The organism is Shewanella xiamenensis (genome assembly GCF_024971755.1).
GTDB classification, from domain to species: Bacteria; Pseudomonadota; Gammaproteobacteria; order Enterobacterales; family Shewanellaceae; genus Shewanella; species Shewanella xiamenensis.
The window spans coordinates 2,087,372-2,108,645 of the sequence record NZ_CP079718.1 but is presented as its reverse complement, the minus strand read 5'-3'; the positions used below and the strand labels follow the sequence as shown (position 1 = coordinate 2,108,645).

The 21,274-nt window shown below is 47.1% G+C and carries 16 protein-coding genes; 4 read left to right on the top strand and 12 right to left on the bottom strand.

Annotation, left to right across the window (positions count from 1 at the left end; all coding sequences use genetic code 11):
* Positions 1-155 precede the first annotated feature (155 nt).
* Positions 156-2,888 (top strand): SO2930 family diheme c-type cytochrome, encoded by a 2,733-nt coding sequence (locus KXJ80_RS10615; protein WP_218738806.1) that lies wholly within the window; start codon positions 156-158, stop codon positions 2,886-2,888.
* A gap of 136 nt (positions 2,889-3,024) precedes the next feature.
* Positions 3,025-4,206 carry an SO2930 family diheme c-type cytochrome gene (locus KXJ80_RS10610; RefSeq protein WP_218738807.1) on the top strand — a complete coding sequence of 394 codons (1,182 nt, stop codon included), beginning with the start codon at positions 3,025-3,027 and terminating at the stop codon, positions 4,204-4,206.
* Between the two features lie 443 nt (positions 4,207-4,649).
* Here the strand turns inward: KXJ80_RS10610 and KXJ80_RS10605 are convergent, their stop codons facing one another.
* From KXJ80_RS10605 to KXJ80_RS10595, 3 genes are all read right to left on the bottom strand, one after another.
* Positions 4,650-5,669, bottom strand: coding sequence for an AraC family transcriptional regulator (locus tag KXJ80_RS10605; protein WP_218738808.1), 1,020 nt, complete (start codon positions 5,667-5,669; stop codon positions 4,650-4,652).
* Positions 5,670-5,862: 193 nt separating this feature from the next.
* Complete coding sequence (sohB, locus tag KXJ80_RS10600; protein ID WP_218738809.1) at positions 5,863-6,879, bottom strand: protease SohB; 1,017 nt, start codon at positions 6,877-6,879, stop codon at positions 5,863-5,865.
* A gap of 111 nt (positions 6,880-6,990) precedes the next feature.
* Positions 6,991-9,474, bottom strand: a complete 2,484-nt coding sequence (locus KXJ80_RS10595) for a VolA/Pla-1 family phospholipase (protein WP_218738810.1) — start codon at positions 9,472-9,474, stop codon at positions 6,991-6,993.
* Between the two features lie 261 nt (positions 9,475-9,735).
* Here KXJ80_RS10595 and KXJ80_RS10590 point away from each other — a divergent pair, with 261 nt between their 5' ends.
* Positions 9,736-10,473: a YciK family oxidoreductase gene (locus KXJ80_RS10590; protein WP_037419993.1), complete on the top strand. Its 738-nt coding sequence runs from the start codon at positions 9,736-9,738 to the stop codon at positions 10,471-10,473.
* A 64-nt stretch (positions 10,474-10,537) separates the two neighbouring features.
* On the opposite strand, the gene KXJ80_RS10585 is transcribed toward KXJ80_RS10590, so the two are convergent.
* A complete protein-coding gene (locus KXJ80_RS10585; protein ID WP_218738811.1) occupies positions 10,538-11,500 on the bottom strand; it encodes an exo-alpha-sialidase in 963 nt (320 codons plus the stop codon).
* Between the two features lie 102 nt (positions 11,501-11,602).
* Positions 11,603-12,478 carry a 23S rRNA pseudouridine(2605) synthase RluB gene (gene rluB, locus KXJ80_RS10580; RefSeq protein ID WP_037419997.1) on the bottom strand — a complete coding sequence of 292 codons (876 nt, stop codon included), beginning with the start codon at positions 12,476-12,478 and terminating at the stop codon, positions 11,603-11,605.
* Between the two features lie 268 nt (positions 12,479-12,746).
* Between rluB and KXJ80_RS10575 the strand changes: the two genes are divergently transcribed.
* Positions 12,747-13,289 carry a hypothetical protein gene (locus KXJ80_RS10575; protein WP_259474771.1) on the top strand — a complete coding sequence of 181 codons (543 nt, stop codon included), beginning with the start codon at positions 12,747-12,749 and terminating at the stop codon, positions 13,287-13,289.
* On the opposite strand, the gene KXJ80_RS10570 is transcribed toward KXJ80_RS10575, so the two are convergent.
* The 7 genes from KXJ80_RS10570 to KXJ80_RS10540 all read right to left on the bottom strand — a co-directional run bounded on the left by KXJ80_RS10570 (position 13,290) and on the right by KXJ80_RS10540 (position 21,273).
* Positions 13,290-14,000: a hypothetical protein gene (locus KXJ80_RS10570; RefSeq protein ID WP_259474770.1), complete on the bottom strand. Its 711-nt coding sequence runs from the start codon at positions 13,998-14,000 to the stop codon at positions 13,290-13,292.
* Positions 14,001-14,003: 3 nt separating this feature from the next.
* Positions 14,004-14,327, bottom strand: coding sequence for a hypothetical protein (locus KXJ80_RS10565; RefSeq protein ID WP_259474769.1), 324 nt, complete (start codon positions 14,325-14,327; stop codon positions 14,004-14,006).
* Positions 14,324-18,430 (bottom strand): TipJ family phage tail tip protein, encoded by a 4,107-nt coding sequence (locus tag KXJ80_RS10560; RefSeq protein WP_259474768.1) that lies wholly within the window; start codon positions 18,428-18,430, stop codon positions 14,324-14,326. Before KXJ80_RS10560 ends, KXJ80_RS10565 begins: the two co-directional genes overlap by 4 nt.
* A complete protein-coding gene (locus KXJ80_RS10555) occupies positions 18,351-18,980 on the bottom strand; it encodes a tail assembly protein (protein WP_259474767.1) in 630 nt (209 codons plus the stop codon). Before KXJ80_RS10555 ends, KXJ80_RS10560 begins: the two co-directional genes overlap by 80 nt.
* A 126-nt stretch (positions 18,981-19,106) precedes the next feature.
* Positions 19,107-19,823, bottom strand: a complete 717-nt coding sequence (locus KXJ80_RS10550) for a C40 family peptidase (RefSeq protein WP_259474766.1) — start codon at positions 19,821-19,823, stop codon at positions 19,107-19,109.
* A gap of 51 nt (positions 19,824-19,874) precedes the next feature.
* Positions 19,875-20,615: a phage minor tail protein L gene (locus KXJ80_RS10545; protein WP_259474765.1), complete on the bottom strand. Its 741-nt coding sequence runs from the start codon at positions 20,613-20,615 to the stop codon at positions 19,875-19,877.
* Positions 20,608-21,273 carry a DUF4376 domain-containing protein gene (locus KXJ80_RS10540; protein WP_259474764.1) on the bottom strand — a complete coding sequence of 222 codons (666 nt, stop codon included), beginning with the start codon at positions 21,271-21,273 and terminating at the stop codon, positions 20,608-20,610. Before KXJ80_RS10540 ends, KXJ80_RS10545 begins: the two co-directional genes overlap by 8 nt.
* Position 21,274: the final 1 nt, after the last annotated feature.

Below are 21,274 nucleotides of genomic sequence, written 5' to 3'. Positions count from 1 at the left end.
GGTCAGCTTTTTTGGCTTAACCATTCTAAAAAAATGAATAGGTTGCATGTCCTATCCTTCACTGTACACGGCATGATTTTGGCCATATTTCACATTGCCTTTTTCAGCTCCGAGCGCATCCTGTTAACGAAATTATAACAAAAGCAGGAGCACCTATGTTCAACAAGACGACACACCCACTCTCACGCAAGGGCATTAAGGCAAAATCACGCCAGCTCTGGCCGAGCAACTCCCACAGAAATATAACTCAAGGTAAAGCGAGCTGGCTAATGCCTACAGGCATAGCTCTATTAATGGCATTCAATCTAACAGGTTGTTTTTCTGACGATGATCCCGCACCAGTGGTAACGCCACCCGTGGTGCAGCCACCTGAAACTGGACCCACCTTTCCCGAAGGTGCAATCAAAATCCCCGCTGGCGATAACCTCACGATGCGTATTCAAGAAGCCTTAATTAACGCGCAAAGTGGTGCAGTGATCGTGCTTCCTAAAGGAACCTTTAATATCGACTCAACTTTGCTGTTCGATGGCGATGTAGATGGGGATGGCAGTTATGCCAAAAACGTCACTATCATGGGCTACGGGATGAAGGACACTATCCTTAATTTCGCCCAAGCGAACTCGGGAGATGGTATTTTCGTCCAAAACGCTCTCAACATTACCATTCAAGATCTGTCGGTTAATGAGGCAAAAAACAATGGTATCAAACTTAAAAACACTAACGGCATTATCCTGCGCCGCGTTAGTGCAGTATGGGAAGGCGAACTCGATAAAGATAATGGTGCCTATGGTTTGTATCCGGTTGAATGTGAAAACATTCTGATTGAAGACAGTTATGTTCGCGGCAGTGCCGATGCGGGGATTTATGTTGGGCAGTCCCAATATATTGTGGTGCGTCGCAATATCGCCAAAGAAAACGTGGCGGGGATTGAAATCGAAAACTCCAAATATGCCGACGTGTATAACAACGAAGCGATGGGCAATACGGGTGGAATTTTAGTGTTCGACTTGCCGATCAATAACCACAGATACGGCTCTAGCGTGCGGATTTTCAACAACAAAGTGTATGACAACAACACGCCTAACTTCGCCAATGCTTCTGCTAACCCCGCAGGTGTGCATATTGTGCCGCCGGGCACTGGAGTGATCATTTTATCCACCGCAGATGTGGAAATTTTCAATAACCAAATTACCCGTCACGACACCCTAGGAGTGACTGTGAGTAGCTTTTTTATTGCAGAACCCGATATGACCTCCTTTGTCGGCAACTATGGTCAACCAGGTCAAGCCATTGAAGATGGCTGGCGCCCAGTGCCGCGCAATATTTACTTGCACGACAACGTGATCACTGACTATGGCAGCAAGCCTAAAGGTTATTTAATTCAAGATATTATCCGTGCATATGTTATCAGTCACGGCACCTTGCCCGGCGTGCTCTACGACGGCTTAGGGGAAATGCTTGCCAATAACGGCACCGCTGCTTACCTAGGTTTGAAAGAGGCGCCCTTTGCCGCAGATGGCAGTGATAACGTCTGCGCCAGTGATAACGGTGATGTGTCCTACGGCAGACTCTATGCCAACAGCAACACCGACATCAGCATCGCCGATGTGCAATACGAGAAAACCCAGAACAACCTGCTGAAATGTACCCAGGTGAGCCTACCCGTACACACAGTTACCTTCGCGGGCCAAGTGTTTGGCTGCGGAGTTGACGATAATACCGCAGGCTGTGATGGCGGCGTGCTCGTTGGCGGCGGTGGCACTATCGGTGAAGGCGAAGGCGGTTTAGTGGGTGATGGTGACCAAAGTCTTTGTCAGGCGACGGGTTCAAACGTCAGTTGGGATGCGCTGCTAAAAGCAAACTGCCCTAAACTGTCGGATTACAATCTGTTCAGCGATGCCAAAAACCCCACGACAGGCCCCAATTCGGGCGGTGTCCCTTACGATCTTAACACTCAGCTCTTTACCGACTACGCCAGCAAATACCGCTTTGTGTATTTGCCTTCGGGACAAAAAGCCAGTTACTCCGAAAACGAAGCGTTTGATTTCCCAGTGGGTAGCGTTATCGTCAAAACCTTTGCCTTGCCAAGCGATACCAGTAAGCGTGGGATCAGTAACGAGAGTTTGATTGAAACCCGTTTGCTGATCCATCGTCCAACGGGTTGGAGCGCCCTGCCCTATGTGTGGAATGCCGATAAGACAGATGCGACGCTGGCGAAAGCCGGTGCGATTAGCAGTCAAACCTTAAGCCATAAAGGAGAAAGCCTCACCTTTAATTACATGGTCCCGAGCATGAACCAATGTAAGCAGTGTCACCAGTTTAAAGCTGATAACAATAGCAACGCCGTGTTTGTGCCTATTGGTCCTAAGGCGCGCCATTTGAACCGCAATTTCAGCTATCAAGACGGCAGTATGAACCAACTGCTGAAATGGGAAAGCCTTGGTATTTTGCAAGGATTGCCCAACCTAAGCCAAGTACCACAAGTGCCCGCCTACCACGATGGTGACGAAGCGACCGTCGCAAGCTTAAGCGATACAGCATTAATGCAAACGGCTAAGGGTTATCTCGACATCAACTGCGCCCATTGCCATAGACCCGAGGGCAACGCCTCTAATACTGGCCTAAAACTCGAGTACTGGCGTGGCTACAGCGATGATGCAGGTTTCTCCCATGGCACCTGTAAATCACCGGTTGCCTATGGCGGTGGAAACTTAGGTTTCGATATAGTCCCAGGCAATGCCGCTGAGTCCATCCTGCACTTTAGAATGCAAAGCACGACTCCGGGCGATCGTATGCCTGAAATTGGCCGAAGCTTAGCCCATGATGAAGGCGTCGCGTTGATCAGCGAATGGATTAAACGTCTACCCGCAGCAAGCTGCTCACGCTAGCGTTAACGTAATAGTGGGTGAAAGCATGCTTGCAATCACCCACTTGCTTACCACTTCAAGACAGAGCGACATCCTGACAGAGAAGACCAACTTAGGTCTTCTTATTTCAAGCAACAGCTTAAAGAGCGGATAATCCATGAAAAATCGCCAAACACTTTCGTTGGTGTTGATTATCACTGTGCTGCTCACAGCCTGCGGCGGTAGTGACAGCCAAAGCAGCGATAGCGGCCAAACACCGCCGCCCACGACCCCAACTAATCCAACGATACCAACTAGCCTTTGTGTGAATACTTCAGGGCAAGTTAACTGGGCCGCCTTGATGGCAGAAGACTGCCCAGTGTTAAGTCAATATGGTCTCTTTATCGACCCAACTAACCCAACCATACAGCCACAAACTCCGGGGTTTAGCTATCAGCTCGCTATGCAGCTGTTTTCTAACTATGCCAGCAAATACCGCTTTATCTATTTACCCGCGGGCAGCAGCATACAGTACCAAGCGCAGGAGGCATTTGAGTTTCCAACTGGCGCCGTGCTGGTTAAAACCTTTGCTCTTCCACAGGATACGGCTATCACAGGCATAGCCAACGAAACGCTAATCGAAACGCGGCTATTGATAAAACGCCCTCAAGGTTGGACGAGTCTGGTTTATCAATGGCAACAAGGTGAGGCAAAGCTGCTTACCGCCGGCGCAAGCGTGCATCATACCCTGATTAACCAAGGCCAAAGCCAAAGCTTCGATTACAACATACCGAGCCGCGCCGAGTGCAAAATTTGTCACCAAACCAACCAAGATAACAGCAGCCAAATCATTCCGATTGGCCTTAAAGCCCACTTATTGAATCGCGACATCGTCGACCAAGGACAAAGGATCAATCAACTAAGCCTGTGGGCCAAACAAGGTAAACTAGAGCAATTACCCGAGTTAAGCGAAGTGGCCAAAACCTATGCAATTGACAACCCTCAAGCCGATTTAACCGCCCGCGCTAAGGGCTATTTAGATGTAAACTGCGCCCACTGCCATAGCGCTAAAGGCTTTGCCAGTATCTCTGGATTACGCCTCGGTTTTTATATCGATCACACCAGTTATCAATATGGGATCTGTAAGCAGCCTCCGGGATGGGATGGCGGCGCGAAAGGACTCGATTACGATATTGTCCCCGGCAATGCTGAACATTCGATTTTGCTGTATCGCCAAACGCTCTCTGAACCGAAAGACCGCATGCCACCTATCGGTCGCAATCTTGAGCACCAAGAAGGCGTTGAATTAATTCGTCAATGGATTGATTCACTGGCACCGAGTTTAGGTAATTGTATTTAGGGAAGTGCTGAGTAGTACTAGGGCGTGTTGACGTTTCAGGGTTATTTTTGCAGCAATGTGGCTGGATTTTATGCAAGGCAAAGTCCGTGCAGTGTAGTTATTCTACATAAACGGACGATAACGCGGCAGAAAAGCCAGCCAAATGCTGCCCGAAGGGTTCATCTGGCAAGCCCTTGCTCTTACTTTCTGTCATAAGAGCCGCTCGTCATTTGAGTAGAATAACTACACATCATTCCTCGTTTCGCGAGCACGTGCTTTCCAGAACGAACAAAGTCTAATCTCGAAACGTCAACACGTCCTAATGCCACTCACATTGCATAGGCAATGGAGTGACGTTAAACAAAAATAAATGGGATAAACAAGGATGAAATTGAATATAGGATAGCGCCGTTTCTCTTAAAGTATCGCGTCCGTTTTAACCAATTAAGCTAGTTCACTATCCTTTAGCCGCAGTTAAGCCGACTAAAATATCCTGGCGGATGGCCAATCCAGTGCTTAAAGGATTGACGGAAATGGCTCACATCGCAGTAGCCTAAGGTCTCGGCAATCGCCTCAATATCTAGCTTGTTGGCTAAAATCAACTCGACCGCCCGTTGACAGCGCACCTGATCAACGAGACGCTGATAACTCGATCCAAGCTGAGCAAGTTTACGCCGAAAACTGCGGTCGCTCATATGCAGCTGCGCCGCCATTTCATCTAAATGAAGTACATGGGGAAAATGTGCGCGGATCGCTATCAACACGGTTTCGATAAAGGAGGTGGTAAAAGCTGAAGGCGTTACCTCTGCAAATTTAGGGAAAGGATAGTTTATTGCAAAAGCAAGATAATTAAGGGAAATACTCCATTCGTAATATTCGCAATTAAACTGCACTTTCGCCCCCGTTGCCTCCTCTAAAAAACGGCAGTCTCGACCTGACTCAACCAAATTAATTTGACTTAGCGTTATCGCCTCCCCAGTCAGCTCTCTGGCGAGCCCCAATAGTGACCCAATACTGTGTAAAAACTGAAATCCGTATTGTGCTTTATCAATACGACCCGTATTAAGCCAACGAATGCAAACACTGTCATCTGTTAGACGTACCAAAGAATCAGTAAAACTACCAACTAAACTCGGGTGATTAATCACAAACTGTAAGCAGGCCTGCAATGAGCTAAGTTGAGCAAGATGGGGCAACAATACATCTAAGCTACTCACCCGATAACTCAGCCCTAATTTAGTACCAATATCGGGATCTCCACCCTGTAAGCGTAAAAACTCCATCGCATATTCCACCTGCCAGACAAAGACAAACTGGCAATGATTAAGCTCAGTCCGGCCAACACCAATATGACCACAGACTTGCTGTAAGGCTTTTTCGCCTAACTGTGAGGCAATAAAGTCGAGAATATTACGCAGCTCAAATGCGGGATAGGTTTGATCGCCTACCATCAGGTTCGTCTTGTAATCGACGCGCTGTAACATGGAATATCCTTAATGTGATTTGTTCAGCTTTTAATTCCCTAGGTGATTAGTTGTATAAGATCTCGCTTATTTTGAATAGTCTTAAACCAAACTTAATGTTAAAAAAATGTATTATTTCATTTCGCGCCCAAACAAAACAAAAACGCCTGCATATTCGCAGGCGTTTTCATCGGTATTAAGTCAGTGCGTCGGCTTACATGGGACGATTTTTCTCAACTAATCGATTAAAAATCGCATTTACCGACAGGGACGCACCATGGGCGATTTTATCAGCTAGTTTCTTGCGCACCTGATAACGCAGCTTATACACGGTACGTTCGCCCGCTAACTGCATTAACACATCATCACTGGTTGAAATCGCATCGATAAGGCCTAATTCAATCGCCTGTTGACCGTACCAATGTTCACCAGTGGCCACCTTTGCCAAATCGAGCTGAGGACGATATTTTGTTACAAAAGCTTTAAACAGCTCATGGGTTTCTTCGAGCTCCTGTTGGAACTTCTGTCTGCCCTCGTCAGTATTTTCGCCAAAGACGGTCAAGGTGCGCTTAAAGTCACCGGCTGTGTGTTGTTCATAATCAATTTCGTGCTTTTTCAGCAAACGGTTGAAGTTAGGCAACTGAGCAACTACCCCGATAGAACCCACGATGGCGAATGGCGCGGCATATATTTTATTGGCGACACAGGCCATCATATAACCACCGCTGGCGGCAACTTTATCCACGCAAACTGTTAATGGAATGTCAGCCTGACGCAGACGATCGAGCTGGCTCGATGCCAATCCATAACCATGCACCATGCCACCGCCACTTTCGACATTGACAATAACTTCATCACCCTTTTCGGCGATGGTTAAAATCGCGCTGATTTCTTCGCGCAGAGAAGCCACTTCGGCGGCATCAATACTGCCTTTAAAATCAATGACAAAAACCTTGCCTTTGTGGTCTTCTTCGGCCGCTTTTTCCTTCGCCTTTTCGTCTGCTTTCAGCTGTTTTTCGTAGGCTTTAAACTGCTTCTTCGTCAGCAGTTCCTCCTTCAAACTGTGCTTTAGTTCTTCCAGTTCTTCTGAAAGGTTAGTGATCCTCAGTTCACCTTTATCCGATTTGTGCTTCACAGTGGACGCGAGGACGACAATAATCACAGCAACAATCGCAACAACAATAGTCACAGCTTTGGCCAAAAACATGCCATATTCGTATAGAAATTCCAAAGTACTCTCCGTTGGGACCTAAGGTGATCCGGTTTAATGCGCGCTATTCTAACAGCCTAAAGCGCCATAAAAAAACCCAGCAAAGGCTGGGTTTTTAGGATTTAACTCGGATTAGTTAGGACAAGTCGCGATCACACTTGGATCGGTGACGTAAATAGTCGCCTCACCTTTACCCGCAGTCGATGCATAGGTGGCTACTTGAGTCTGCATCTCTACCGTTGCCGCAGCTGCCATACCATCTGTAGAACTCTTCTCACTTGGGTCAACAATAGAACTGTGATGACCCTTGGCAAAACGCACCACACCAAGCCCTTTCGTCGTAGCATCGACGCAAGGTAAACCCATTGCAGAGATCAGCGGTTCAGTACCTGATAATGGGAAGTTATCGACACTATTAGGTAACACTTGATCCGCTAAGTTACCATTACCATCACCGGCGACTTCAATTAAGTGCACAGGTAATCCTGTTGCTTTTAACATGCCAGCATGGTTAACCGGATCTGCTGAGTCCACCGCCGTTTGCACAGCAAAGGCAAAAGTAGGAATAAATTGTGCGTAAACCGCCTGAACTAATGCCGCATATTCAGGGCTGCCTGGCTCATATCCTGCCGTATTAGCCTTATCGACTAAAGCTTTGAATGTCGCCGAAGCAGTGACATTATTAAACAGTACGGGACCGAAGGTGGCTGAACCGGCAAAAGCGCCAGCTAAACCACCAGCAGGAGCAACCAAAGAAGCCGCATTAATCACATAAGGGTTAGGTAAGGCTTCACCCGTGGTTGGATTTCTCATCCCCGTGCTGGCATAGGTAGCAAAATCGGTTCCCACAATCGCACCTAAACTTAACCCCTGCGCACTAATCTTAGAGACATCAAATACTTGTGGTTGATTAGCCTGCGCAAGTCCTTGTGCTAAGCCAGTTAAGGCTAAACGCACGCCAAGGTGATCCATGGTTGCCTGACGGAAGTTATCTCGCACAGATAGCGTGCTTGAGATATTGACAAAGACTAACGGATTACCATTTTTAAAGGCATCCGGGGTACCAATCACATTGCCAAAAGAGGGATCGGTTGCCGAAACTTCGTAAATACCATCCCCGTTAGCATCGAATGAACGAGCACCATGTAAAGGCATATCGATAGCTACCGTTGCCACGCCCATGGCCGCATAAGAACCCGCATAAGCTAAAGACATTTCCTTACCACCACCTAAACCATGCAACGCAATCGTGGTTGGCCAGCCTGAGGTTGGTGGTGTAAAGGTTAAGCCTTGCTGCTGATAGAAGGCCGCGAGTTTAGTGGCATTAGGCATAGAAATCAGTACAGGTACCGTTTCATAACCTTTAATCGCAGGGATTGGGTTAAATTTGGTCAAATGTTTGGTTTTATCAACCGCAGTACCATCGTCTAATAGCCAGGTTTTACCTGCCATTAGCGAAGGATTAGCTAATGCATCAGCGGGGTTAGCAATACCATTAGCGACAGCCTGCATACCAAAGTTAGTTTGGCTTAAGGTGCCCGCTTGCAGCGCTAATAGCACAGAAACGGGGCTATCGCCTTGGGCTTTCCAACTCCCATTTATTAATGGTTTACCTTCTGCAGATAAACAACTGACAGAAGAACAATCACCGTAAATTGGCAATTTAATTTTTGCAGTATAGACATCCGCTAAATTTGAAACCACGTAAGCCATACCATCTGCTGGTTTTAATCCCGCAGCCTGAGCCACAGTTAACCCAGTAGGAGTCGGCATTTGTGCAAAACTAGGTGCATAGGGAGCGCCTCTTGCCATCAACAGTTTTGTGGTTTCATAAACATTTGCGACTGATTGAGTAGTGAACAAGCCAGAGTAGGTAATTGTTGAAGTATCAACATTATGTGCAGCAGCAATCCCCTTCTCATAACTATTGATTAAGGTTTGCAACATCAGTTGATCTGGCGTTTCTAGAGGCAGCGTATTGATATCCATCTTCAACGTACCATAGGTTGTTGAAGGGGCAATGCCGCGTCCCTCTGAATCCTGAATTAACTTAGTGGTCGCATAAATATAAGACTGACCCGCTTTAAGCGGTTTTAGTGGAATAATGACGACTTTATTGCCTGAGGCAGTAGAAACAAAGTCCACACCAAATTGTAATTCAGCCCCTACTTTACAAGCTGATACTGACGGTTTGGCTTTACACTCAGGATCAGAGGACAAAGCGCCCCCCACGGTAGCCTCAAACATTCTTACCGCGCCAGGCTGGGCAACAGATGCCGCCATCAGGGTGAGCTGGGTGCCATCATGATCTTTTGCTAAATCGATATCGATTGAAATGGGCGACGTAGTTGACCATCCATCTAATGCACCGAGTGCAATCTGAGGATCGGTATAATTACCAGAACTTTCACCCGGTATAGATAAAGTACCATCCTTAGTGCCGCTGAACAGGAGGTCATTTGGCAAAGGAACTTTAGAGTTAGCAGGGTCGAATACCATATGGGATTCAGGGATGAGCGGCTCCGTCTTATCCTTGAGTTCGTTATAACTGTCCTCGCCACATCCTGTGAGGCCCAGTGCTGATGCAATCGCAACACACAAAATGAGTCTTTTCATTTTTTTTCCCCAAATCTTGTTGTAATAGTTTTGTTTTCCCCAAGAAATTAGTCACAATAGCGCAAAAGCTATGACTAATAGGGCTTATGTTAGCCCCTAACTCATTTCAAGTTAACGTAAAAATATTGAGTTAGCCACAAGTTTGTCACAAAGATTTTAGCTATTTATAACAAAGTTTCATTCATTTGTTTGAAACATGCGTTTAGCAGTTCAGCGACTCTAGAAGTGGCGGGCATTTTCGCCAAGAGGAATAAAAGGCTCATGTTGGAATATCAAGCAGCAAAAGATTTACTTAAAGGTAAAACTATTTTAGTCACTGGTGCAGGAGCAGGCATTGGTCGCGCGGCGGCTATCGAATTTGCCAAGCATGGCGCCACGGTGATTTTACTCGGTAAAACCGTTAAAAAACTCGAAGCCGTTTACGATGTTATCGAGCAAGCGGGTTATCCGATGCCAGCCATTGTGCCACTGGATTTAAAAGGTGCGACCGAACAAAACTACCGTGATATGGCCGACACGATCAGCGAACAGTTCGGCCATTTAGATGGTTTACTGCATAATGCCAGTTTACTCGGCGCCCTAGGTCCGTTTGAACACATCGATATTCCTTCACTTGAAGATGTACTTAAAGTCAATGTCACCGCACAAGTGATGCTAACCAAGGCATTACTGCCAGTGCTACGCCAAGCACCAAGTGCCTCGATTATTTTCACCTCAAGCAGTGTTGGTCGTCAGGGCCGCGCCTACTGGGGGCCCTATGCCTTCTCGAAATTTGCCACCGAAGGCATGATGCAGGTACTCGCCCACGAATGTGATGGCACTTCAGTCCGCGTGAACAGCATTAACCCAGGCGCAACGCGCACCGAAATGCGTGCTAAAGCATACCCTGCCGAAAATCCATTGGATTTAAAAACGGCCGAAGAAATCATGCCGACTTACTTGTATTTAATGGGACAGGACTCTAGCGATATTAACGGTCAGCAATTCAATGCCCAGTAAGTAAGGCTCACTAAACGCTGTGGTATAAAAGTAAAGGGAACCGAATGGTTCCCTTTACTTTTACTCAGTCGCTGAGTCTAATTTTAGCAAAGTAAATCATTGTTTTAGACTTCTCTTGCAAGTTATCACTTTGGACTTGAATATTATCGGGAACCGATACCTGCTCGTGACTAGAATAATAGCTCACCCAAAGATGATCACCTTTCAGAACAATGCCAGCATAACTAGTATCGCCCTGCGAAGGTAACGTGAGCCTCTCATGAATAGCGCCCGTCTCTTGATTTATTTCAATAAGTGCAGTGCGAATGTTCCCTTCATAAAGACGTACAACCGCCATCAAACGGGATTGATAGACAAACAGCACTGGCCCACCAATGCGTTTATCGAGTGTTTGCCAAGTCCATTGCTTGAAAGGTGGCAAGCTGTGACCCAGTAAACCTAAAAACTCGTCACTCCACACGGGATCGCGCCTTAATAAACAAAAACAACTCCCTTGGTGAAATACCAGCGAACTTTCATTTACATAACCTTGGTCGTTAAAAACAGGCATCCAAGGCGTAAATTCGGTACCATCATTACTTTTATACAGGCGAGTGTCTCCATCAGGCCCCGCCCGATATCCCACACCATAGAGTGCATCTTGATACTCAGTTAAACGCCATAACCAGTAACCTTTATCAGCTACCGCCTGCGGCTCGGACCAATTTACGCCATCCTTTGAGCGCCAAAGATAGGATTGTAAACCTGATTTATTGTGCAAAGTACCACCACCCAATAGCAACAACTCACCTCGAAATTCAATTAATTTGCCATCCCGTAAATCAGCATGAGCCGAAGTCAGCAGCGCCACACTTTGCCAATTTTCCCCGGCATCATGGGAGCAAAGAATACGTAAAGCACCATCAGGAGATACGTGAGCAGAGCCTTCTCGAAATACACAAAATAACGCCCCTTGGTATAACACCAGATCGGTAAAAGCATTATGCTCACCTTGCTCCCAAATACGCTTGACCGATATTAACTCCATGGTTCATCTCCTCGTCATCTTTAGGCTTGTTATAGCATAACCATAGGCAACAGAAAGCAAAAAAGGCCGCAAGCGGCCTTTTAACTGGGTAACATAAACCGATTAACTACGTTGACGCGTTGGCTTCGGTTTACCCGTTGAGGTGACTTTATGCTTACGTACAGCGCGGCGAATTTTGGCACTCTTCACCTGCGCACGAGCCACACTGTGTTTATCTGCAGCCAGCATAGTACGAGTTTCAGGTTCAAGACCCGCTAATTGGCGCAGGTAGTTAACTTGCTCAATTGGCAATTCAATCCAACCACCACGGGGTAAGGATTTAGGCAATTCCACCATACCGTAACGCACACGGATAAGACGGCTGACTTGCACCTCTTGAGATTCCCATAAACGACGCACTTCTCGGTTACGGCCTTCACGTAAACACACGTGCCACCATTGGTTCATACCCTCACCACCCGCGGCTTTAATGGCATCAAACTGCGCCATACCGTCTTCTAACATCACGCCGGTACGCAGACGTTGTACCGCAGCCTCTGGCACTTCACCAAAGGTACGAACCGCGTATTCGCGTTCAACTTCGTTAGACGGGTGCATCAAACGGTTTGCCAGTTCACCATCAGAGGTAAACAGCAATAGGCCTGAAGTGTTGATATCCAGACGGCCTACCGCAACCCAGCGCGAATCACGCACTTTAGGCAAGCGATCAAACACAGTTGGACGACCTTCAGGGTCTTTACGGCTACAAATCTCACCTTCGGGTTTGTGATAGGCCAGCACGCGGCAAATCACATCATCGGCAGACTTGAGCGATATGGCTCGACCATCGATACGTACTTTTGCATCAGCTTCGATACGATCGCCAAGATTGGCAATCACGCCATCAATACTAACTCGGCCTGCAGCAATCCATGCCTCCATCTCACGACGGGAGCCATGGCCTGCACGGGCCAAGACTTTCTGCAATTTTTCACTCATTAGTTATATCTTCAATAAAATTCTTTTTGAAAACAAGGGTTTTGTCACCTCGCATTCTGTATATTTTGTTTGCATGTACACAGCCATGTACACAGTTCCAAAAGTGGTATAATTATACGTTAATTGCAGTTGGTCGTACAGTGAGCCCTATTTTAATGGATATGAAACACAACAGAACATTAAAAACTGTGATAATTTAATGTTTGATTGGTATGTAATTTATTGATAATTGCATAATTAATGATTAGAAAAATTTCGTGAGGATTTTATGAAACGTTTAGCGCTGATGGCTTTAATGGTTTCACTCGCAGGATGCGGTGGTGGTGGAGATGATGATGCTGGTGCAGATATCAAAAATTTGATTTCAAGCACAAATGCAGTTGACGGGAAAACGGTTAGACCAAGTGATGCAGATTTGCCGCTGGTGATCGCTGTTGAGTCTCACTCTGCTGATATAGACAAAATCTTGTTGTCATTAGAACGTATCGAGCAAGTGGCCGGTTATCAGATCATTCGATATTCAAATGGCACAGAGCAAGCTGACATCACGATTAAATCATCAAATGTGGGCTGCCTTACTTCAATCCCTCTCGGTAATTGGCAATACACAATTGAAGTTGGCGACATGGAATCCTGCCCTAATGTCACTTTTGATTTGGTGGCTTATAAGATTTTTGGCTTAAATCGAACCGATAAAGACTCTTATCGAGTACTTAAAGCGCAGAGCACATTGGCTGATAGCGCTTTGGCGACGATTTACAATAATCCACCCAACACCCCTATTTCTGAGTTGAGCGTTATCAGTAAATAACTACTGCGGGAAGTTACCCAAGTTTGGGAACTGCTCATAGTAAGACGCATCAATAACAGCGTAATTCATTACATCTGCAGGTTGATAACGAGAAGGGCCACCTCGTGGCCCTTGAGTTTGTAGTGTCCATCCGTGCTGATAGCCGCCCTCACTACTGTTGTAAAACCCATTAAATCGAGAGTACTCAACATAGTACTGCCCTGGCGTTCCTGCGTATTCAGAATCTACTCTGGCAATGGTTGGCTTGCAGGCTGGCTTAAAGCTGCAGTTGGTCCTGTGCTGGCCTTGCGAATAAATCACTTCGCCAAGCAGTTTTATTGATACCGGAGGTCTAGCGCTGTGAAAGCGCACATTTCCTGCAGTGTCATAAATGGCTAAGCCATACTTCGGCAAATTAATTGCTTTTGCCGACGCAAAGACATACACCCTAGCGGTACCGGAATACATCCAAAAATTAACTAATCCTCTCCATGTGCTGGCGGTTCCATCTAAAGTAACATGCAGCGCTCTAAGGTATGGGTATTGCTCTCCTTGGGTGTTGCAGTAGGTATAAATCTGAATATCGTAACCAACCGGAATACCAAACAGATCGATATAGGTATCAGTACCATTGGTGTGGGTTACGTCCTTATATCCCCAATACATAAAGGTAGTTTCATAGGTACCTAAAAATAACGAAAGGTCTTTATTGCGAATTTCGACACCGTACATAAATCACCGTGAATAAAAAAATGAAAGCAATATAGATGAAACACCAAACGCATCTTGCTCTAACGTAAATGTTACGGTGTTGCCTGTGATAGTCAGGCTGTTTATTTTTACTCTGAAAGTGCTACCTAAAGACACTTCTTGATCCGGAGTGCTACGCTCTAATCCCCAAACGAACGAAAGCTTACCACCAATACCATTTGACGGAAGCGTGACTGAGTGAACTCCTGGATAAAGGTCTTTTACACGTAGACACCAAAACAAGTTATATGGTGTCGCATTGTAAAGAACTTCTTTCCCACCGTTATAAACAGCCAGCGCATAACTCATGTTAATTTACCCATTCTGCAAACTAAATTTCCGCTACTGTCATAAACATCTATTCGATTATTTGATATTTGCATGCGTCCTTGCCCAGCTGTAGAACCATTAATCTCAAATACTCCAGCTTTATCTAATTTCCAGCCTGTTGTTTGTGCAACATAGTTTGTTGACTGGATATAGTTACCGATCTTAGCGTTGCTGATAGTGCCATCACCAATAATCGCGCTATTAATAAATACCTGACCACCTTGAACAGCAAACGGCGTAGTGATAGTTGTTGCACCAGTGATTTGATTCACAATTGCAAATCTATCAGCAGTAAAGAGAACTTGCGATTGCATGCCTTCTGGCGTGTTCTCAATACCGATCGCCATGCCTGCGCCGTAATATTTACCGTCGGCCGTTACCCCAACCTTAATCGAGTACATGGCTTGCAGTTTGCCATCTAACTCAGCTAATGCAGTTGATGTTTGTTGTACAGCGGCAGTGTTAGCCCCTGCTGTGGCCTGCACGGTATCAATGCGCTGACCTAAGGCGCTGTCGGCATTGGCGCGGACTGTTTGTTCTTGCTGGATTGCTGCAGTGTTAGCACCAGTTGTGGCTTGCACTGTATCAATGCGTTGACCTAAGGCGCTATCAGCATCCGCGCGGGCTGTTTGCTCTTGTTGAATTGCTGCCGTGTTAGCCCCAGTTGTGGCTTGTACAGTATCAATGCGCTGGCCTAAAGCACTGTCGGCATTAGCGCGGGCGGTTTGCTCTTGTTGAATTGCTGCAGTGTTAGCCCCTGTTGTGGCTTGCACGCTATCAATGCGTTGGCCTAAGGCACTGTCAGCATCCGCACGGGCGGTTTGCTCTTGTTTAATAAGCGCAGCATTGCCGTTTACTGTGGCGGATATGCTGATGATTTGATTTCCCAGTGATTCATCTGCTGTGGCTCTCGCCATTTGCTCTGTGATGATTGCAGCTGTGTTTTTATCAATGGTAGCGGCAACAGTTTCAATACTTTTTCCCAATGCCTCATCAGCGGCAGCTCTTGCATATTGCTCAGACCACACACCAGCAAACACCACAGTTGACCCAGCATTCCAGCCAGTATCGCCAGCCAATGGCGGATTAACCTGAGCAAAAATACCATCAATACGAGATGATTCAGCCGTCAGTTTTCCGTCAATGGTTTCAATTGACGTTTCAACGGTATCCACTCGGACAGTTAATGCAGCAAGCGCCTCACCGATGGTTGAGTACTCGCCTATTTTTGTCCAATAAGTCGAGTTTGTTGGCAGCGTTCCTGCGGGAACATCTTGCTTAGCCGAATACAATTTGCCTTGATATTTAACCAACTGCCCAGTGAGATAGCTGGCGGTGTTATCCCAATCCGGTGCGCCTGCAATATCGGCGATCTCGGCTTGCATTTGCTGAATTTTGTTTTCGGCTTCAGTAATGCTGACTTCAATATCAGGGATTTTGTCTGTTTCAATTTTGATGATTGGGATCAGCTCAATCTCTGATAGCAACTCTTGCCCGAGTGCTGATGATGTAATGCGCTCGCTGAAGTACTCATCATATTTGGTTTGGTCGGTTGAGCTTTGACCGTTTACAAAGTTAGACCATGGGCCCACGTTGCCAGTGCGGTCAACTAAACGCGCTCTAAACCAAAAGCTAACCCCTGCGCTCAGGCCTGTCATTGTGTGGCTGCTAAGCGGGTAGGCAAAATCCCCTAACTTGATCATACCGCTGTCGTTATTGTTGGGGCCGTACTCAATTTCTGTGCGCAAGGTATCCTCTGCACCAGCAGGAAATAACCAATTTAAGGCGATGCCAAACACTAACGGCGTAGTGGTAAATGAGGCTACCGCAGGCGGCAAGCCAGTTTTACCCGTGATATTGGTCAGATCAGAGGACTTAGGCACTGACGACACATCAACAGAGTTGATTGCGCGAACTCGAGCAATATATTGCCCGGTGTAAACGCCGCGAATATCAACCGAGGTACCGCTGGTTTTTGGCAGCTTAACCCACTCGCCTGAGTCCTTGCGCCATTCCACTTCGTAAGCCACGGCATTTTTAGCTGTGGCCCACTGAATTGTCATAGTCGTGACTGACAGTGTTTGCTCAGTAAATGTTGACTGGCTGATGGTCACTGTAGCCGGTGCTTCTTGAGCCACAACTGGCAATTTACTAATTGGCCTATCTTCTAGTCGTGCGCCTGTATCGATATAGGGGTATTTACTTGGGTTATGCTCAACTGCGGTGATCTCGTACTCAATGCTATCGCTATTGGCTTTGGCGACACGCAGCACTCTAAATTGCTGTAGCTTTAGCTCGTCTGACTCAACCGACCATAACAGCTGTGGCAATGGCGTTTCGCTGTATTCAGTAGTTACCGTTACCATTCGGCCATTAATGGCCTCAATGGTACGCGCCTGAGCCTTGCCGCTTGGCAAGTTAATAATCAAGCGATCGTTAACAGCGATAGTGGCAGCACGGTCTAAGGTGACCTGTTTGCCATTCACTGCCGAGATTCGCCCACCAATGCGGCTACCAGCAATCAGTTGATCGGCTACACCAATCACATAACCAGGTAACGGGATGCTGCCATCCATTCCAACCTTAAAATTAACCGCGCGGTCATTGTTATTGGTATAGATTGCCCACTTACCGCGGCGCTGCGCCTCTGATTCGCGGGTGCAACCTAAGGCGGATAATTCGACTACGTTGTCGCCATAACGGCGCTGTAAGGCTTGATCGGATACCGAGGTAACATCGGACTCATAGGCGTTATCTGGATTATCCCAGCTGACCAAGGCGCGAGTGTATTTAACCTTTTCGCTGCTCGACGAATAGCTAAATTTACCGTCGATCACGTTGGCATTGGTGTAGATAAAATCCATATCGCGAGGCATGTCGGCTACTGAGTACATTTGGCCGTTTGACCAATAGGTCATGCCTCGGTAGATAGACGCCAAATCACGCAGCACTTGCCACGCCTCTGTTGCCTGCTGAATATAAATATTGCAGATATAGCGAGGCTCCGTGCCGCCTTTGCCGTTTGACACCAGCTGATCGCAATACTGGGCAATTTGGTAAAGTTCCCATTTGTCCACCAGCGACGCATTGATCCTCTTGCCTGTGCCAAAGCGATCATCAAGGATAATGTCGTAACTCACCCATGCTGGATTATCGGTCCATGCGATTTTAAAGCTACCGTCCCAAACGCCCGTATATTCGCGGGTAAGTGGATTATAGTTTGTTGGTACCCTTACCTTGCGCATAAAGGGTTCACACGAAACCACTGGGATGTTTTGGAATTGGCTGGCGTCAAACTCCACATAAAGCAATGCCGTATTTGGGTACTTTAGTTTGCGGTCAATCACATCGGTAATCGCCGCGATTTGCATTAAATCGGCCACACGATTGTTATTCTGGTTTGGGGTTAGGCGTCGAATGCGTATCTGCCAGCTGTTACCCGCAGGTAGGTCAATACGATGGCTGCGCTCATAGGGCTGGGTAGTTTTACCATCAACCGCCGTGCTTAATACCGTTTGATAGCTACCACCATCGGTTGACAGATCAATAGCGTACTCAATGCGATAGCCGTTTACATCACCGTTATCTAATTGCTGTTGCAGCGCTGGCCAGCGAAAGCGAACCCGCACAGCAGAGAGCAGTGAGTTTGTGATTGCGCGGGTGTAAGGCTGCTCAGATTTTAACTCAATCCCTAAGGCAACCTCATTTTCGACCGATGGCAAGCCAGGAATATAGGTTTGATGTACAGAGCCAGGGCGAAAGTCCCAAATAACACCGGGGAAATTTTCAGCGCCATTGGCATCGAGCAAAGGAGTGCCATCTAAAAACACATTTTGGCCGGATAATTGGCCCTCAAATTCACCTTCGCCGATTGCCAGCAAGATTTTAGCCTTGGCGATGGAGCGCAGATCATCAGGCGATTCAACCGGAGTACGCTGCTCGCTTTCGCCTGCTTTAGCCCCATGGATAACGAGTTGTTTTAATGCGGGAATACCCATGTAGTTAAGGCTCCTGTTGATTGCCGTTGCCATTACCGCCGCCTGATTGAATTGGGCGTTTTGATGTAGCAATATCTTCGGCATAAATACCTGCGCTAATAATGGCGCCACCAATACGGCGCTTGCCGTAACCAATACCAACAGGGTTACCAGCAGCAGTGGTGTTAACCGCACCACCAAAGGCATAGCTTGGGGCGTTCTCCGCGGCTTCCCTGCCCTTTAGTCCTTTTGCTTGCGGAGATAGCATTTGCACCACGCCACCAGCGACTAAACCCACGCCAGCCTGAACTAGCCACCCTTGGCCAAAATAAGCCCCAACAACGATCATCACTGCGCCAATGATGGTTTGCAGAATACCGCCGCGCTTACTGCCTGCGATTACAGGCACAATGCGAATTTCATTGGTACCGGCTAACTCAAATTCATCCATTCCGGTATTGCGTCCATTGCGAAAAATCGCATAGCGTAGGCCGAGCTTTGCCTGTTCTTTGATGAATAGCTCAAATCCTTGAAGGGTATTTTTTAACGCGCTAAAAGCTTCGGTTGTGGTCCCAGTTTCGAGTAAGCGCTGGTGAACGCGGCCAAACCTAGAAGCTAATGATCCTGATAGTTTGATAGTGGTATGTGTGCTCATGGTGTTTCCGCGAAAACATGAATTTGAGGTAATAAAAAAGCCACCGATTTGGTGGCTTTAGTAGAAGGTATTTTTCCGCATATTTATGGCAGGATAAGTCTTATATCGCTTTGAATAAATCGTGTTTTACTTACCATGGTAACGCACTATCAAGCGGGTATTGCGCTGCCAGTATCCACCGTAAATATCATGGCGGCTAAGGCGTCCATATAGATGATGCAGGATCTTGCCTTCGCCAACATAAACGGCGGCGTGATTAACTCGCTGACTTTGAATTTGCATTAAGATGCCGTCGCCAATTTGCAGATCGGCTAGGTCGATATTTGGCAGCGCCACAAATCCTGCCTTGGCAAAGTTATCTAGGTATAGCTCTTGCTCGCCTTCCCACCAGCCGTCTTGGCGCTCAAAGTCTGGCAAATGGATTTGTTGCACCTCACGGTACCAATCGCGAACGCAGCTATAGCAATCCCATACACCATGGACAAACGGACGGTTTAGCAGTGGCTTACGCTCACCCGTTGGCACTATGGTACGTAAGTCACCATCAGGCCAACTGAGGATATGCCAAGGTAAGCCGCTAGCCTCACACATGGCGCGATCGCGCTCACTGGGTTTGCTACTGGCGTCTGGGTGGCTGTGGCAAATGCCTATGATTGCGCCTTGTTCGTCAATATCCGCGTATTGCTGCGGATCAATCACAAACTCATCGGCTTTGTTAGTCGCCTTGTTTTCACATGACACATATTGCGCTTTATTACCAAGCTGGATCAGCAACCCACAACATTCGTGAGGGTAGCAACTAGCCGCATGCTGACTGAAGGCATGTAAAATGGTTGGATGCATAGGGACCTGCTTAGTGTGTTAGACCATTTTGCTGACGGCGGGAAAATGCTTTTAACGTATTAGCCGAACGCTTGGGAAGCCGCCATGGGGTAATTCATTATTTTCGCCAAAGCGTAAGGTGCAGCCTTTTATTGTGCCTGAGCACTGGTCTAGCGCTGGGTTATCGGTTGGTTGATCTTCATCGGTAAACATGGCTTCGCCAGTGTAGCCACAATCCGCGCCGCGATATTCACCCCGTTGACACCAGTAGCAATAGGCGGTCATTTGCCTACCGATTTTATAGCCTGATAAATCTGCTGGGTTGGACAGTTCAAAGGTAACGGCGACATTATCCTCATTTACTTTTTTATCAACATACCAAATCTCAACCGCTTCTTGGGTTGGATCCGCTTCGCTATTGCCACTGGGGAAGTTGGTCGCATCAAGGTATTTTGCCAGTGTTCGGCGAATCGTGACCTTGGCTTGTTCCATGTTCTGAAAGTACAAACACAGGGCGCTAATGCTGCCATCGAGGTTGGCCACCGTTAGCGTTGGAGTGCTGGGCGAGCCATCTGAGTTAACTTCAACCCCTTCTAACTGCGCTGGCCACGGGCTGTATTCTTCACCCTGCCAATAAATTACTTTTGCTGCTAACGGTTGCTGTGTTTGTGCGGCTTGGGTTAACTCAGCTTCGGTGTATGTCAGATTATGGGGATGAAAGCGCAGGATATCGGCACCAAAGGCGGTACCGTCGATTTCATAGAGAATAATCTCATTGCCCGGTTCGAGGGTTTGAATATCAGCACTAAGCATCGCCGGCACCTTTGGTCCATAGCTTGCCTTGTTCGATAATCGCTAAGCTATGCGCCTGGCGAATTTGCTCAACAGTAACCACCGCTTCGGTGTTATCTGCTAAACGCCAAATGGTGGAGGTAATCCCAGCATCCTCAGATGCGTGGATTGCGGCCAACATGCGGCGTTGTGATTGCTCGTCACCATCAAAGACGAGTCCATCGACTTCAACAGTGATTGAGTTAACGGCAGCAGTTCGTTGGGTGCGGAATAGGTACTCGTCAATGCTGATGCCATCGATTAAAATTTCAGCGCGATATTGCTCGATGGTTTTAAGTTCAGGACGAACAGGTTCAGGCTCTGCAAATAAAGGCTGCTCAATCGCTTGCTGATCTTGCGCATCTATTGGTAACGCTGGCGCATTAAGCTCAGCATCTGTTTTACGCGCAAGCCATGCTTGATACTGCTCGAACCAATCCCATTTGAGCGTGACAGCGTACAACTCAATAAACTTATCGATGACATAATGCATTGCGGGATTAGCAGCATGTAGGCGAGTGACTAAAAGCACATCGGCCAGAGCTTTTGACTCTGGCCGATGGCGTATTACTGGCTGTTGGTGTTCATCTAGCACTGGCGAACCCGACTTATCGAGTTCGTAAAACATACTTAAGTCCATA